The sequence below is a fragment of the Planctomicrobium aquicomposti genome (genome assembly GCF_051466325.1).
In the GTDB taxonomy this organism is placed as follows: Bacteria; Planctomycetota; Planctomycetia; order Planctomycetales; family Planctomycetaceae; genus Planctomicrobium.
In genome coordinates this window covers 2,174,879-2,188,534 of sequence record NZ_CP195792.1, presented here as the reverse complement: position 1 = coordinate 2,188,534, position 13,656 = coordinate 2,174,879, and the positions used below count along the sequence as shown (strand labels likewise).

Here is a 13,656-nt window from a genome sequence, read left to right as displayed (position 1 = left end):
TGAAGCGTAAACCAGCAAGCGATCAACAGATTGACTGAACAGCGAGCGAGTTGATCCGCTGGCATCGCGTTCACACGCTTCCAGCAGTCCCGTGGTTCGAGGCACTGGCAATCCCTGTTCGGACGCTCGCTGTACGGTCGGTCCTCCAGCCTGCCGTGAGACCCCGGTCAGCACCGTGCGATGATCAGCAGGGGCAACGCCATTTGCGGCAAGCGATCCTTACCTGCCATGCAGGATTGGATAGACCTCGCGTTGAATTTCACCCCCCGTCACGTGGACCGCACCCTGCTTGTCGATGAAGACATTGACTTCGCTCCGGATTCCAAAGTCCGGCAGATAAATTCCCGGCTCGATCGAGAAACAGGTACCGGGCAGCAGCAAGCGGTCTTCGCGGGTCTCCAGATTGTCGATGTGGGCTCCGTTGCCGTGGAGATCTTCGCCAATACTGTGACCGGTTCGATGCGTGAAGTACTTACCGAAACCGGCCTGTTCGATGACTGCCCGCACGACGTCATCGACCTCCGCTCCGGGGAGGGGCGTTCCCGTCGCGAAAGCCTGTCGGATCTTCTCGATTCCGGCATCCCGCGCAGCAGCCACAATCTGGAAAATCTTCTCAAAGCGCTCGGGGACTGTCTCCCCGACATAGCCCGTCCGTGTGAGGTCGCTGTAAACACTGCGTGGACGATCGAGCTTGCCCCACAGGTCGATCAGGACAAAATCCCCCTGTCGAATGTTGCAGTCGGTCCCAGTGCCGGTCTCGTAGTGGGGAAGGCCGCTGTGCTCATTTCGGGCGACGATCGGGGCATGATATGTGGTCACCTGATGGGCTTCGAAGTAGCGCATGATCGCCGCCCGGACTTCGGATTCAGTGACCATCCCTCCCTCACGAGTCCGCTCAGCAATCAGGTGCCACGCCACCCCGAAGGCCTGATGGGTCACCACCGCAGCCTGCTGGTGCATGACCCATTGCGAATCATCCCAGACTGCTTCGAAGAGCTGAATCAGGTTCCCGGAAGAGACAATCTCGGTTCCGAAGCTTTGTGCGAGTTCGATGGTCCCGGCATCCACTCGCGAGATATACGGATTCCCGGCCTGCGGGGAGTACTCCATCGCGACTGTCCGCTTTCCGCGAACGAAATTCTCGATCCCCGCCGCGAACTCCTGCCAGCGCAGATAGACATGATCCTCGCCCGGCAGGTGGTCCAGCGTCTCCTGTTCAATCGCGTGGACGAGCTTGTACGGCGTTCCGGTGGCGGGAATCCCGTACACAACCCGCCGCGAGCCGATGCTGTTCGGCGAGAGCTGCAGAATGCGTCGAGCGAGGGGGTTGATCCCGCGAAAATCGTACAGCAGCCAGCCGTCGATCTGAAACGCAGTCAGGGCCTGCTGAATGGCGGGAAGATCGAATTGCATGGGGGTCCAGTCCGGTTCGTCAAGTCTCGAAAGAGATCAAAATTGCCATTTCAGCCTCTTCATGGCGTATGGCTCAGGATATGGAATCGGCCGGAGCGTGGGAACTCGTCGAAATCTGTTCCAGACAACTTGACGTAAACCCCGTCGCTGATGATCCTGCGGGATTGCAATCACAAGGAGCAGTTGATGTCGCAGGCTGACCAGACCGGATCGGTTGCCGTGGTGCGGTTTCAGAATGAGCCGCTGACCGATTTCAGTCGGAAGAACAATCAGGAAGAGATGCTGCAGGCGCTGTCGGACGTCGGCGACCGGTTTGGCGGAGACTATCCGCTCGTGATTAACGGGAAGGCGATCGACAGTCGCACCCACATCATCTCCCGCAATCCGTCACACATGTCGCAGACGGTCGGGAGCGTCGCGGCGGCGACAGCAGATCATGCGGCTCAGGCTGTGGAGTCCGCGCGCAGGGCCTGGCAGCAGTGGCGGAAAGTTCCCGCCGGCCATCGGGCGGAATACCTGGAATTGATGGCGAACGAAATGCGCCGTCGCCGGTTCGAGCTGGCGGCGTGGATGGTCCATGAGTGCGGCAAGCCCTGGAAAGAGGCGGATGGCGATGTCGCGGAAGCGATCGACTTCTGCAATTACTACGCCCTCACGATGCGGCAGCTCGACAACATCCTGACCTGTGATTACCCCGGCGAAGAGAACCGCTACTTCTACCGGTCCCGGGGAGTCTGTGTCGTCATCGCGCCGTGGAATTTTCCGCTCGCAATTCTGACCGGGATGGCCGCCGCAGCTCTGGTCACGGGGAACACCGTGGTCCTGAAGCCTTCGGAGCAATCGTCCATCGTCGCCGCCAAGCTGATGGAAATCGGCCGCGACGCCGGGCTGCCGACGGGCGTGTTGAACTACTTGCCCGGATACGGCCCGGAAGTGGGGCCGGTGCTGGCAGGACACCCGGACGTTGAAATCATCGCCTTCACCGGCTCGCGCGAAGTGGGATTGGAAATCAATCGCCTGGCGGCGGAAGTTCACCCCCAGCAGCTGAGCGTGAAGAAGGTGATCGCCGAGATGGGAGGCAAGAACAGCATCATCATCGATGAAGATGCGGATCTGGATGATGCCGTGCAGAATGTTGTCAGCAGTGCCTTCGGCTATTCGGGACAGAAATGTTCCGCCTGTTCACGGGTGATTGTGCTCGGCGGGGTGTACGACGTTTTTCTGGAGCGGTTGAAGGCCGCCTGCGAAAGTCTGATTGTCGGTCCGGCGGAAGCCCCGGGAAGCGACCTCGGCCCGGTGATCGATCAGGACGCGTTTCAGCGGATTCAGGACTACATCGCGATCGGCAAAGACGAGTCCCTCGCGGTCGTCGAAACCGATCTCGGCAAGTTGACGAAAGAAGGGTATTTCATCGGTCCGCACGTCTTTGCGAACGTCGAACCTGACTCCCGTTTAGCACAGAGCGAGATCTTTGGCCCCGTGCTGTCGGTGCTGCGGGCCAAGAATTTCGATCAGGCACTGACGCTGGCGAACTCCACCGCGTATGCCCTGACCGGTGGTGTCTTCAGCCGCAGCCCCAAGAACCTGCAGCGTGCCCGCGAGGAATTTGCCGTCGGCAATCTGTACTTGAACCGAGGAATTACCGGCGCGATCGTGCAACGACAGCCCTTTGGCGGGTTTCGCATGTCGGGAATCGGAACCAAGGCTGGCGGGCCGGACTACCTGCTGCAGTTCCTGCTGCCGATGAACGTCAGCGAGAACACGATGCGTCGGGGATTTGCACCTCCCGCAAAGGGATAGAGTGGTTGCTCCTGCGGGTGCGCTCGCAGCGTGTTACCGGGTGTCGGGCAAAACAGTGCTCGTTCTGTCGGAAAGGACAGAGCGAGCACGCAGCGGCTCGTAATCAGCCCTCTGCCCCTGCAGGGGACCGACCGATCCAGACCGAACAGGGCGCATGTTGCAGCACGCGCAGGGAGACACTGCCCAGCAGCAGTCGTTCCCAACCGGAAAGCCCTGTATTCCCCATCACAATCAGTTCCGACTTGTGATCTTTCGCGACCTCCAGAATCTCCTGCGCGGGGTTGATCGATTCGCGAACGACAACCTTGGTGGAGGCCCCCGTCGGTTGCAACTCGGTCGCCAGCTCCTGCAGTGATTGCTCAAATTGCTGGCGACGAACTTCGAATGTGGAATCGGAGATTGCTGAGCGGGTCAGGCTGTAGTAAGAGCTGACGTCGGGCATCACGGTCATGACCGTGATTTCGCAGTCTTTTCCGAGTGGAAACCGGCCAAATCGCCGGGCGGCTGCCTGTGCGGGGCCTGATTCATCGGTGGCAATCAACACCCTGCGCAAAGGACAGCCGGCTGACGATTCGCAGGGGCGGACAATCAGCACGGAGCAGGGGGCCAGCTTGGCAACTTTTTCCGAAGTGCTGCCGAGCAGAAATCGACCGACGCCCCCGAGTCCACGGGCCCCCAGAACCAGCAGATCGGCTCCCTGTACTTCTGCCGTCGTCACCAGATGCTGGGCGGCATTTCCGGACAACATGCGGCGTTCGACCCGCCGGGCCCAGTTGGCACACCGCAGCGCCGCCTCCTGCAGCAGCTTCTCTCCCTCCTTGCAGTACTCCTCGTAGACATGACTGACATCGGCCATCGGAATCGGAGCGACGTGAATCAGTATCACGTCGGGCTGCTGTCCCCAGGGGAACTTCTCTAGAAACTTTTCTGCAGTAAGCGAGTGCTCGGAACCGTCTGTTGCCAGCAAAATTTTCATCCCGCCACCTCTTCAAAGTCAGTCAGACCAATCGTGAATGTCGCGATCATCGAGAGGCAACTGGAGGGGCCGCGGGAAAATCCCCGGCCGTCCCGGCGAGGATGCCTTGGAGCATCCTCTCTCCCCTCAGCCTGCAATCCATCGGAGAGCCTTGATTCATTATGCAATAGAGAGAGCCCCGGAAACAATTGAGACGGTGGCGGAATGCAATGAAAACTCTCCGGAATTCCGGCCACGCTGCGAACCTGCTGCCGCCTTGAAAACTCTCGTCACTGACACGCTGTGGCGGGCTGTTCTGGAAGAACAGCCGACGGACGTGACCGTGAAGCAACCCGCGAGGACAATGGAGCGATGTTGACCGAAGCTGCCCCCAGACAACGACAGAATGACCCCACAAATCCGTTTGCCGGCTCGATCCTCTCGCAAGTTCGGGCCGGCGAAGTCGTGCTGACACAGAGCATGATCAAAAGCGGAGTGAAGAGTCTGGTGATGAATGCCCGGCATGTCGTCACGCTGTACTGTTCGGTTGGGCAGCCGGAACTGGATTTCATCGCCGGCGCGGGATGGGTCCGGTTACCGCTTTCACAAAAAGGAATGGCAACCTTCACTCCCGTGCTGTCCGAAGCGTACGCCATCAGAATAGCGCGCGAACAGACACGCCGGGCGAACTCCGAGTATGCGGGCTACGTTCTCCGCTTCCACGTGGAGAAAGAATATCTGGAACGCTTGGAATTCCGGGAAGCGGGGGGCCGGGGATTCCGCGAATTCGTCATCCCCGAGAGGGAGCACGAACGCTTCAACGCGCATTTGGTCGGAGAAATCGCGCTGCTCCATGAGTTTGTGCAGCAATATGACCCCGATCAGGCTTAGATCAGGAAGCTCTTTCCAGTGCCCGCGCAGCCAGCGTTTCGTCGGGTGAAATGCTGAGATCCGCGCAGCGGGCAATCAAAAATCAGGATGCTCGAGACAGACAGGACGTCGATCACCACGCGGCGGCCATACGATCCTGCCTGGCGTGAGCGAACTCTCCGCCAGTCGGTTGATTACCGTCGCGTTGGGCAAAAGCGGGAAAGAGCCGCCTGTCCTATTCGATGATGTCGTCGTCGCCGATTTCGATGATTTCATCACTCGGGATTCCCTTACGGGGGCGCTTCGCATCCCCACCGAACGGGGCCCCTTCTTCGGGAATCACAACCGGAATATCAAGACTGAGGTAGCGGGGATCCACAACGGGTGCAGGTTTTTTGCTCTTGGCATTCGCCGCACCGGCCTGCGGGGCCTCCACAAACTGCAGCCGAAACCCGACATCTCCAACCCAGACCTCATCCCCTGCGCTGAGCCGCTGCTCCGTATCAACCAGCTGATCGTTCACCCGCACACCATTCATGCTGCCGAGATCGCGGACGACGTGATAGTCCTCAATTTGGGCGACGCAACAATGCTTGCGGGAAACTTTGCGACTGGCTGTCAGCACCACATCGCATTCGGCTCCCCGTCCGAAGAAAATGATCGCCTTCTCGAGCACGATCGGGCGGCCACCCGCAAGAGGTATCATGACCATTGGCATGTCACGTTTTTCCGCTTGATGGGCCAGAGAAGATGTGTGACGGCGGTCTGATTTTAGACCGAATTCCTGAAGCCCGGTGAGGAAAGTTCAGGAAAATCCACGTTTCCCGCGGAAATTTCGGATGCCCGCAAGGGACGTTGCGTCTTTGTCATCTGCAACATCTGCTCAGCCTGCTTCCGGGTCCCGGGCGTAAATCCCGTCGTCCCGAACTTCGACTTCAAAGACCCGGATGGCTTCCGTGGCCGGCATCCACACCGCTTTTCCCGTCGCCGCCTCGAACCGGGCACCATGCCTTGGGCAAGTGATTTCACGCCCGTCAAAAGGCCCATCCGTCAGCGGCTGTCCGTCATGAGAGCAGACATCTTCGACACAATAGTAGTCATCACCGGCCCGCAGCAATAACGCCGGGATCTCATCGTTGATGATGACCGCTTTTCGACCGAGATTCGGAATTTCATCCCGCTCTGCGAGCTTTTCGTATTGGCTCATAACGACTGATCCAGCTTTCGGGGCAAGTTCCACCGCCTCTCACCTGAGGCCGCGGCTCGACCCACATTTGCATTTCCATTCGAGCAGATTGCTCTTTCCCGGGGCCCCAGTGTGAACTCGCCTCATTAAAAGGCAATGCTCGTCACGACTGAGCGGGCTGTCAAACACCGACACCGCGCTCTGACTCAGTTCCCCGTCGTCAGGCCTCTCTTTGCCTCGGGGAAAATCCCTCCACTGGCAGCGAGCCCGACATTCCGGCTCCGTTGGGGCGAACATACCGAACCAGACTGCTGAACCCGGTACGCTCGTGAGACGCGTCGCTCCCGTCCGTGTAATCGATGAGCGCCGTCTCACAGTTCCGGAGTATCCGGGAACAGCTGGGAAACGCTTGTCCGGTCGTGAATCGACTGAATCGCTTCCGCAAACAGTTTCGCCACCGAAACCACCGAAATGTTGTGAGGAAGCGGATCGTGCTGCCGTTCGATCGTGTCCGTCATAAACAATTGCTTGATCTGGCTGGCAGCGATCTTGGGAGCGACTCCCTTCGAGAGTGCACCATGCGAGACGGCCGCATAAATGTCGTTGGCTCCCCGCTCTTTCAGCAGGTCCGCCATCGCAATCAACGTCCCGCCGGAGATCGTGAAGTCGTCGACAATCAGGACGTTCTTATTGCGGACATCGCCGATCAGCTCCAGCACCTGAGCCCGTTCTGTGTGATCGCGACGGGTCTTGTTTCCGATGACGACCGGAGCTCCCAGGTAATTCGCATACGCCGATGCACTTTTGGCGAATCCGACATCCGGGCTGCAGACCACCAGATTGGGAATGTTCAACGTGCGGATGTGATCACAAATCACGTACCGGGCGTAGAGGTGGTCAACCGGGATATGAAAAAATCCCTGAATTTGCGGCGTGTGCAGATCCATCATCAGGCAGCGATCCGCCCCGGCCGCTTCAATGCAGTCCGCACAGACGCGGGCACGAATCGAAACCCGCGGCTCATCTTTCTTGTCCCCTTTCGCATAGCTGAAAAAGGGAACCACCGCCGTCACCTGTTGCGCGCTGGCCCGCTTGAGAGCGTCGACCCAGAACAGCAACTCCATGAAATTGTCATTCACGGGCTGATGAGTCCCCTGAATGATGTAGCAGTCACGCCCGCGCACGTTCTCAAGAATACGGACGAAGACGTTCCCCTCACTGAAATAGTGAGCTTCACAGGGAGTCAGCCTGACTCCCAGCTGGTCGGCGACCCGCTGAGCCAGAATCTTGTTGGCAGACCCCGCCAGCAGTGCCAGGGCTCCCTGCGGTGGTTGAAACGGATGCGGCCGGGGGCCGTGATTTTGGCGATGCTGCATTGTGAAACGGTTCGACAATCGCGGTGCGGGGATAGTGGCCGGGTAGACAACTGCGACTGAATCATAGTCGTCGGCATGGGGATCACAAGCGGCAGGCGGTAATCGTCGTTCTTCCTCCGCAGCAGCAGAACGAAGTGTAGTCAAGAATATGTGGCACAATGACTTGCGTAAATCAAATGAACGCGGCGAGTGTTGCCCGACGAATCGCTGCCACCGGCGACCCTGCAGCTGCCCGCAATCTCCCAACCAGATTCTGTGTTGGACAGTATCGTCTCTGACGAAGAAACCGTGTTGTCGGAATCTTTCCCGGAAGAAAGCGAAATTCCGTGGACTGCAGGTTTGAAAGTGACCGCCACGGGCTGTTCTCCAAGCTAAACCTCATCGAGCCGTATCAGCTTGATTGGCCCCTGCGAGCGGGAGAACCCTCGGACCGCAAGTTTTCTTGCAACTTTCCGCACGCTGAGAGCGGTCTGACTGTCTCGCCTGACGATTGCCCCCCGACTCCCGACTCAGAACTGAACACAGGTCATGGCACTCGCCGAATTCCAGCCACATCGATCTGCAGCCGATTCGCGATTAGTCAGCGTCTCTTCGTTACAGCGTTCTCTCGACACGTCCATCTCGAAGAAGTCGCTCTGCACCAAATCGTCCCGGATCGTCATTGTCGACGATGAACCCGCTCAGGTCCGCAGCCTGCGTCAGCATCTGACCGAGGCCGGTTATGCTCACTTTGTGACGACCACCGAATCGTCCGAAGCAGTTGAAATGATCCGGAAGGAGAAACCCGATCTCGTCCTGCTGGATGTCGTGATGCCCGAAATCAGCGGGATCGACATCCTTCACGTGATGAGTCTCGATCAGGCGTTTCAATACACTCCGGTCGTCATGTTGACCGACTCGACCGATCGAGATGTCAAACAGGTCTGCCTTGAGCTGGGGGTCTCTGACTTTTTGGCAAAGCCTGTGGACCCAACCGAATTGCTCCCCCGCGTCCGCAATCTCCTCCAGAACAAACACTACCGGGACCAGCTCGCCAGCCATGCCGAATGGCTGGAAGATCAGGTGCGCAAGCGTACCGGTGAACTCGCCGCCTCGCGTGAAGAAGTGGTGCATTGCCTCGCCCGCGCGGGGGAATTCCGCGATGACGATACTGGTCATCATGTGATGCGGGTCGGGAAGTACGTCAGCGTGATCGCGCAGGAGTTGGGGTTCAGCCCCTCCCGAATCGAAATTCTTGAGTTGGCTGCCCAGCTGCACGATATCGGAAAAATCGGGATCCCCGATGCCATTCTGCACAAGCCTGCAAAACTCGACGACAGCCAGTACGAGCTCATGAAGACGCATTGCGCGATCGGCAAAGAGATCATTCAGCCACTTCCCCAACAGGAAGCGGCGATCCTTCGCTCCCATGTCCGGATGGGTGCGAGCATGCTGCACGTCCCGAGCTCGCCCTTGCTGATGCTGGCAGCCCGCATCGCGCAGACGCATCACGAGCGTTACGACGGCACCGGCTATCCACTCGGGCTGAAGGGAGAGGATATCCCGATTGAAGGGAGAATGACGGCGGTTGCCGACGTCTACGATGCCCTCAGCACCCGACGGTCATACAAACCCGCGTTCTCCCGCGAGAAATGCTTCGCCATACTGGAAGAGGGACGCGGCACCCACTTCGACCCTCGAATCCTCGACGCGTTCTTCGCCCGCTCGGAAGAAATCATACAGATCCAGCTGGACTTCATGGACAGGTAGAGCAGGCTGATCTTTCCCATGGCCTCGCAGCCGGCATTTCGCCTGGTGAAATTTAGAGTTCCGCGTGGGCGAGGACGAGGCCAGCAAATGTCAAACGGTTCTCACCCCGTACGCGACCAGCGCCTCGCTATCTGCCTGCGGCAGGGCTGCCCCGGCTTCTTCAGAGTTCCCGATAACTCGCCTCCGGACAGAGCGGCCCGCGCGCAAGTCCCTCAATCTTCTTTCGCGGCTGACTTGCCAAACGAGTCGGACTGATTAGACTTTGGATCCACGCACCATTTCGCACTTGAGGCGAGGTAGTCGTCTCCCTTCCGCCGCATCGGTTTACGAGTGTGGCAGTCGGGAAATCGCGTTGAGAGATGCGATCTGCCCCTGTAGCTCAGTTGGTAGAGCAATTGACTCTTAATCAATTGGTCCAAGGTTCGAGTCCTTGCGGGGGCACTTTTTAAGTGCAAACAGTTCAACGGCTTGCGGCAGATTCTCCATCGTCGCAAGCCGTTTCTTTTTGAGGGGTGTTGCGCAAGGTGTTACCTGAGCACTCCCGAATCCGGTCCCGCAGTGACTGAGCATCCCGGGTGACGTAGTAGCCAAGAGTCGTTTTGATGTCCGCATGCCGCATCAGCTGCTGCAGGTCGACGGGCATCATCTTGGGCGCCCAGCGTGTCCCGAATGCCCTTCGCAGGTCGTGGGCACTGGCGTATTTGACGTACTCAGTTCCCAGCCTCTTTCCTCGGTGAACGACCACGCCTGCAGCCTTGCCGATGGCTGTGATGGTCCGGCTGATGGTGTCGATACGTCGATGCTGGCCCCGCTGCATCGGAAACGGGAAGACATGCCCGGTTCTCTCGTCCTGCGGGACGGCCTGCAACCACTCTTCGAATTCGGGAGCCAAGGTCAGTAACTGATCCTCGTTCGATTTCTGGCTGTCCGCCTCGATCGCGAGAAATGCCGCTCCGTCGATCATCTCAACCCGGATGCCCCCAACGTCCCAGGAGAGGTTGACCGCTTCACCGAGTCGCAACCCTGACCACCACAGCCCCCACAAAGAGCGTTTCCAGCCCGCAGCGTGCGTCTCTGTGACAATGCTGGCTGTTTTCTCGATCATGCGGTCGAACTCTTCCGCAGTGACAGCCCGCCCTTTCATCACCTTGCCGCCCTTGGCCCGGGATGGCATCCGGATTTTCGGAGCTTCGTGCAGGAGGCCGACATCCTTGGCCCATGACAGCGCCGCCTTCAGGTGCGCCGAATAGCTTTTAACGGTGTTCTCTGACAGTCCCCGCTTCCGAAGCTTCGTCTGCCACTCCCCAATCTTGGACGCTGTCATGTCCGCCAACCGCTTCGGGGACATTTCCGCATCAATGCTGTTGAATGTGACGAAATACTGATTCTGCGTCTGGATTGCCATTTCTCGCTGCGCTTCGTTCTGGTGACGGCTGGTGAACTCCTGCCACGTCACCTTGAGGGGGGACTTGTACCGACCCTCACGCAATTCCGCTTCCCAAACTGCGGCTACCTTCGTCGCTTCCTTGCGGTTGCTTGTTCCCGTCGATTTGGCAACAGCTTTGCCGGTGAACGGGTCGGTGTATCTCATGTAGAGCATGGTCCGGCCGTAGTCGGCGACATGCACCCGGATCTCTTCGTTCATGGTTTCACTTTCAACTTAAAGTAATCCCCCGGCAGCGCACCACCGGGGGCACAGGGGCAGGTTTCTACTCAGCCACTTCTCCGTGAGCTTCCCCCCGCACAGCCACACGTTGGCGTCTGTTTGGGTGTCTTCTTGTCGCGAATCAGGTAGTAGGTTCTGCTGGTTGGCCTACGCATAGACTTTTTCTCCTATGAGCCTGCTGCGGTCGATCTCGGGAATGCAGATGTCTGGATGGCATTCCTTGCGTTCAACCGGTGCAGGTGCATTTCTGCGGATGATGTTGATGGACCGGGGAGCGTCGATGCCCACCCGGACGGCCTTGTCGCTGATCCGGACGATGGTGATGACCACGTCATCGCCGATCTGGATCTGTTCACTCGGCTTGCGGCTGACGACTAACAATGGCCCGTCTCCCGCATCGCAGCAGGGACGGCCGTCCGGTCGCCTGTGGCAATCAGAGCGAGCTTGTCCGGCAGAGGCAGGCCGAAACACCAGTCCCAGCGGGGATCATTGGGATTCAGCAACTTGACCGGTTTCCGCATTGACTTTGTCTTACGTCCCATTGAAAATCTCCTGACTTGCCCTGCTGCTATCGACCAAGAAATCGGCAGGACGGGTGATATGAGCCGATGGGAACCATTCCTGTCGGCTTTCTTTTTGCGCTGTGCTTTGGGAATCAGCACGCTGCCCGGTTCAGGCCGTCCTCTGCGGCAAAAGAAAAACCCGCTGGCCGGATGGTGCGAGCATCACAGCAGCGGGTCAGTTCCAGGCTATGCCCGGGTGTTTGAATTCTACCGGCAACCACTCCTCGCACGAATGGCTGCCACTGTGCGTACAGAATTGCACACTGTGCGACATCTTGTCAAGTCCGCACGCTGTACGCACAATGCCCCGATGGACGACGACGAAAAAAGCCGCACCGAACGATTCTTTGGTCGCTGCACCCCTGACCAGAAGCGGAATTGGGAGAGGGCTGCGAGACAAGCCAAGCGCACACTGTCGGACTGGCTGCGGATCATCGCCGATGAAGCAGCCGAGCAAGCGCTGGCAGATCAAGGAAAGGGTAAGCGGAAGTGAGGTAACCGATGGCTCCGCAACATCCGAAGTGGCCAAGTCATCAGAACACGGAATACATCAGCACGTACGTGGCCGGACTGTGGGCCGAGCGTCGGAGAATTCGGGCAGCTACGTTTGCAAAAGTCGGAGACCTCTTGATTCTCATTCGCGAGCCTTCCAACCCATATGATTGCCACGCAATTCAAGTATGGCTGGAGGAGTTGGTTGAGCCTCTTGGCTATGTCCCAAGGCACGAAGCGGCTTACATCTCGCCGCGAGTCGATGACGGCTTTTGGTGCGCTGGGTACATCCGAAAAATTGAACCATATGAAGACACCACGTCCATAAATATCATCATCGGCCTTTCCCGTCCCGGAGTTGGAGAGTGCGGTCTTCGGGATCAATTATTGGTATGGCGAAAGCGATATCTCCAGATCTGAGCCAGGAAGCCCTGCCAGCCTTGCCATCGCGACCGAGGCGGGTGTCGGAACTTGTGATAGCACAAGTTGATTCCTTGAAGCTGCTGTCTGTTTGGGGGTCAGCTGCAAATGCGTCAATTGGCGCATTTGAATCCTTCCGGCCACGCGGCAAGCACACACATCGGCAGTCAGAAGGCTGGCGTCAGACGAATCCTCATCTGATCGCCCAGCGCGGAATGTACCAGCTTATGCGGTGAGTCGATATAGTCGCGGACACCCTCGACTGTTTCCGGCGGCCAGCCCAGCGCGTCGCCCGCTCGTCCCGTGAACGCCGCCGGACCAATGGGGTATCTCGCCCCTTCGGGTTCTTCAGATGTTGTTGGGAATCCGTTCTTGTCCAGGTCTGGAGCATTTGACACTTGAGGGTTCGTCGAACCGAATTCGATGCTATGAATTTCAACGTAGACGGCTGTGTGTGGAGCCCCCGGGTCATCTGGCCAGTAGTCAAAGATGCTGATTCGAAACAGGGCGCCAGGGAACCCGGATTCGTAATCAATATCCTTCTGGTAGAACATGAAGCACAGATTGGATGTCCGCTCGTAAACGTCAGTGCTGGATTGCCTGAAGGTATCTTCTGGCCTTAATGTGACTGCAAACTGTCCTGCAGAATCTCCCCACGGACTTTCTGGCCCATGAGAGACAATAAAGGCGGGAGGGACGACAGTCCCGTTGCAGCTCCCCACCAGGCTCCTTTTCGGCCTCACGCAAATGCAACTCGGCAGCCACTTCTGCCCGGCCTGATCCGCCGTCCAATGCAGCCGGAACGGATTGTTGTGCGTCGGCAGGAACCAGTACATGTTCCGCCATTCGGCATGCACATGCTTCTCGCAGTTCTCCGTCGTGCGATAGATCCGGAAGACCGCTTGCCCCGGTCCCCTTCCCCCTCCCAGTTCCAGCTTGGTTTGGTAGGTGTCCTTCATCCCTGCGCCTCGCCATCGCGATTATCAGGGTCGAGGAACAGGACGTTATCCGGATCGGACACCAGCCGGCCCCCCTCAATCGAAAACGGCGAGCCGTCGGGAAGGGTGATGTTGATTCCGCCTGCAAAGGCTTCGCGGACTCGTCGGGCATCTTCAGGGTCCGGCGGAAGGGTGATTGAGAAATCTGACATCTTGCACCTTTGGGGG

Annotated in this window: 15 protein-coding genes and 1 tRNA gene; 6 read left to right on the top strand and 10 right to left on the bottom strand. The window is 58.5% G+C overall.

Features of this window, described 5'->3' with window-relative positions; translation table 11 throughout:
* Positions 1-219: 219 nt before the first annotated feature.
* Positions 220-1,413, bottom strand: a complete 1,194-nt coding sequence (locus SH664x_RS08435; RefSeq protein ID WP_437206652.1) for a M24 family metallopeptidase — start codon at positions 1,411-1,413, stop codon at positions 220-222.
* A 186-nt stretch (positions 1,414-1,599) separates the two neighbouring features.
* On the opposite strand from SH664x_RS08435, the gene pruA reads away from it, so the two are divergent.
* Positions 1,600-3,213 carry an L-glutamate gamma-semialdehyde dehydrogenase gene (gene pruA / locus SH664x_RS08430; protein ID WP_437206650.1) on the top strand — a complete coding sequence of 538 codons (1,614 nt, stop codon included), beginning with the start codon at positions 1,600-1,602 and terminating at the stop codon, positions 3,211-3,213.
* A 103-nt stretch (positions 3,214-3,316) separates the two neighbouring features.
* On the opposite strand, the gene SH664x_RS08425 is transcribed toward pruA, so the two are convergent.
* A complete protein-coding gene (locus SH664x_RS08425) occupies positions 3,317-4,189 on the bottom strand; it encodes a universal stress protein (RefSeq protein WP_437206648.1) in 873 nt (290 codons plus the stop codon).
* A gap of 351 nt (positions 4,190-4,540) precedes the next feature.
* Here SH664x_RS08425 and SH664x_RS08420 point away from each other — a divergent pair, with 351 nt between their 5' ends.
* Positions 4,541-5,059: a hypothetical protein gene (locus SH664x_RS08420; protein WP_437206646.1), complete on the top strand. Its 519-nt coding sequence runs from the start codon at positions 4,541-4,543 to the stop codon at positions 5,057-5,059.
* Between the two features lie 214 nt (positions 5,060-5,273).
* Here the strand turns inward: SH664x_RS08420 and SH664x_RS08415 are convergent, their stop codons facing one another.
* The 3 genes from SH664x_RS08415 to SH664x_RS08405 form a co-directional block, all read right to left on the bottom strand.
* Positions 5,274-5,756, bottom strand: a complete 483-nt coding sequence (locus SH664x_RS08415) for an FHA domain-containing protein (RefSeq protein ID WP_437206645.1) — start codon at positions 5,754-5,756, stop codon at positions 5,274-5,276.
* Between the two features lie 165 nt (positions 5,757-5,921).
* Positions 5,922-6,245 (bottom strand): Rieske (2Fe-2S) protein, encoded by a 324-nt coding sequence (locus SH664x_RS08410; RefSeq protein WP_437206644.1) that lies wholly within the window; start codon positions 6,243-6,245, stop codon positions 5,922-5,924.
* 350 nt (positions 6,246-6,595) lie between these two features.
* Positions 6,596-7,600 carry a ribose-phosphate diphosphokinase gene (locus SH664x_RS08405; protein ID WP_437206642.1) on the bottom strand — a complete coding sequence of 335 codons (1,005 nt, stop codon included), beginning with the start codon at positions 7,598-7,600 and terminating at the stop codon, positions 6,596-6,598.
* Between the two features lie 528 nt (positions 7,601-8,128).
* Here SH664x_RS08405 and SH664x_RS08400 point away from each other — a divergent pair.
* Complete coding sequence (locus tag SH664x_RS08400) at positions 8,129-9,349, top strand: HD domain-containing phosphohydrolase (protein ID WP_437206640.1); 1,221 nt, start codon at positions 8,129-8,131, stop codon at positions 9,347-9,349.
* Between the two features lie 368 nt (positions 9,350-9,717).
* Positions 9,718-9,790, top strand: a tRNA-Lys gene (locus tag SH664x_RS08395).
* A 19-nt stretch (positions 9,791-9,809) separates the two neighbouring features.
* Here the strand turns inward: SH664x_RS08395 and SH664x_RS08390 are convergent.
* The 3 genes from SH664x_RS08390 to SH664x_RS08380 form a co-directional block, all read right to left on the bottom strand.
* Positions 9,810-10,994 carry a tyrosine-type recombinase/integrase gene (locus SH664x_RS08390; protein WP_437206638.1) on the bottom strand — a complete coding sequence of 395 codons (1,185 nt, stop codon included), beginning with the start codon at positions 10,992-10,994 and terminating at the stop codon, positions 9,810-9,812.
* 168 nt (positions 10,995-11,162) lie between these two features.
* The gene (locus SH664x_RS08385; RefSeq protein WP_437206637.1) at positions 11,163-11,396 is read right to left on the bottom strand and encodes a carbon storage regulator; all 234 of its coding nucleotides are present in this window, start codon (positions 11,394-11,396) and stop codon (positions 11,163-11,165) included.
* Complete coding sequence (locus SH664x_RS08380; protein WP_437206636.1) at positions 11,390-11,557, bottom strand: hypothetical protein; 168 nt, start codon at positions 11,555-11,557, stop codon at positions 11,390-11,392. The genes SH664x_RS08385 and SH664x_RS08380 overlap by 7 nt, the downstream gene beginning before the upstream one ends.
* A gap of 331 nt (positions 11,558-11,888) precedes the next feature.
* On the opposite strand from SH664x_RS08380, the gene SH664x_RS08375 reads away from it, so the two are divergent.
* A complete protein-coding gene (locus SH664x_RS08375) occupies positions 11,889-12,071 on the top strand; it encodes a type II toxin -antitoxin system TacA 1-like antitoxin (protein WP_437206634.1) in 183 nt (60 codons plus the stop codon).
* Between the two features lie 8 nt (positions 12,072-12,079).
* A complete protein-coding gene (locus SH664x_RS08370; protein WP_437206632.1) occupies positions 12,080-12,490 on the top strand; it encodes an HIRAN domain-containing protein in 411 nt (136 codons plus the stop codon).
* 167 nt (positions 12,491-12,657) lie between these two features.
* Here SH664x_RS08370 and SH664x_RS08365 read toward each other — a convergent pair whose 3' ends face one another.
* Both SH664x_RS08365 and SH664x_RS08360 read right to left on the bottom strand, forming a co-directional pair.
* Complete coding sequence (locus SH664x_RS08365) at positions 12,658-13,449, bottom strand: hypothetical protein (RefSeq protein WP_437206631.1); 792 nt, start codon at positions 13,447-13,449, stop codon at positions 12,658-12,660.
* Positions 13,446-13,640, bottom strand: a complete 195-nt coding sequence (locus SH664x_RS08360; RefSeq protein WP_437206630.1) for a hypothetical protein — start codon at positions 13,638-13,640, stop codon at positions 13,446-13,448. Before SH664x_RS08360 ends, SH664x_RS08365 begins: the two co-directional genes overlap by 4 nt.
* Between the last annotated feature and the right edge of the window lie 16 nt (positions 13,641-13,656).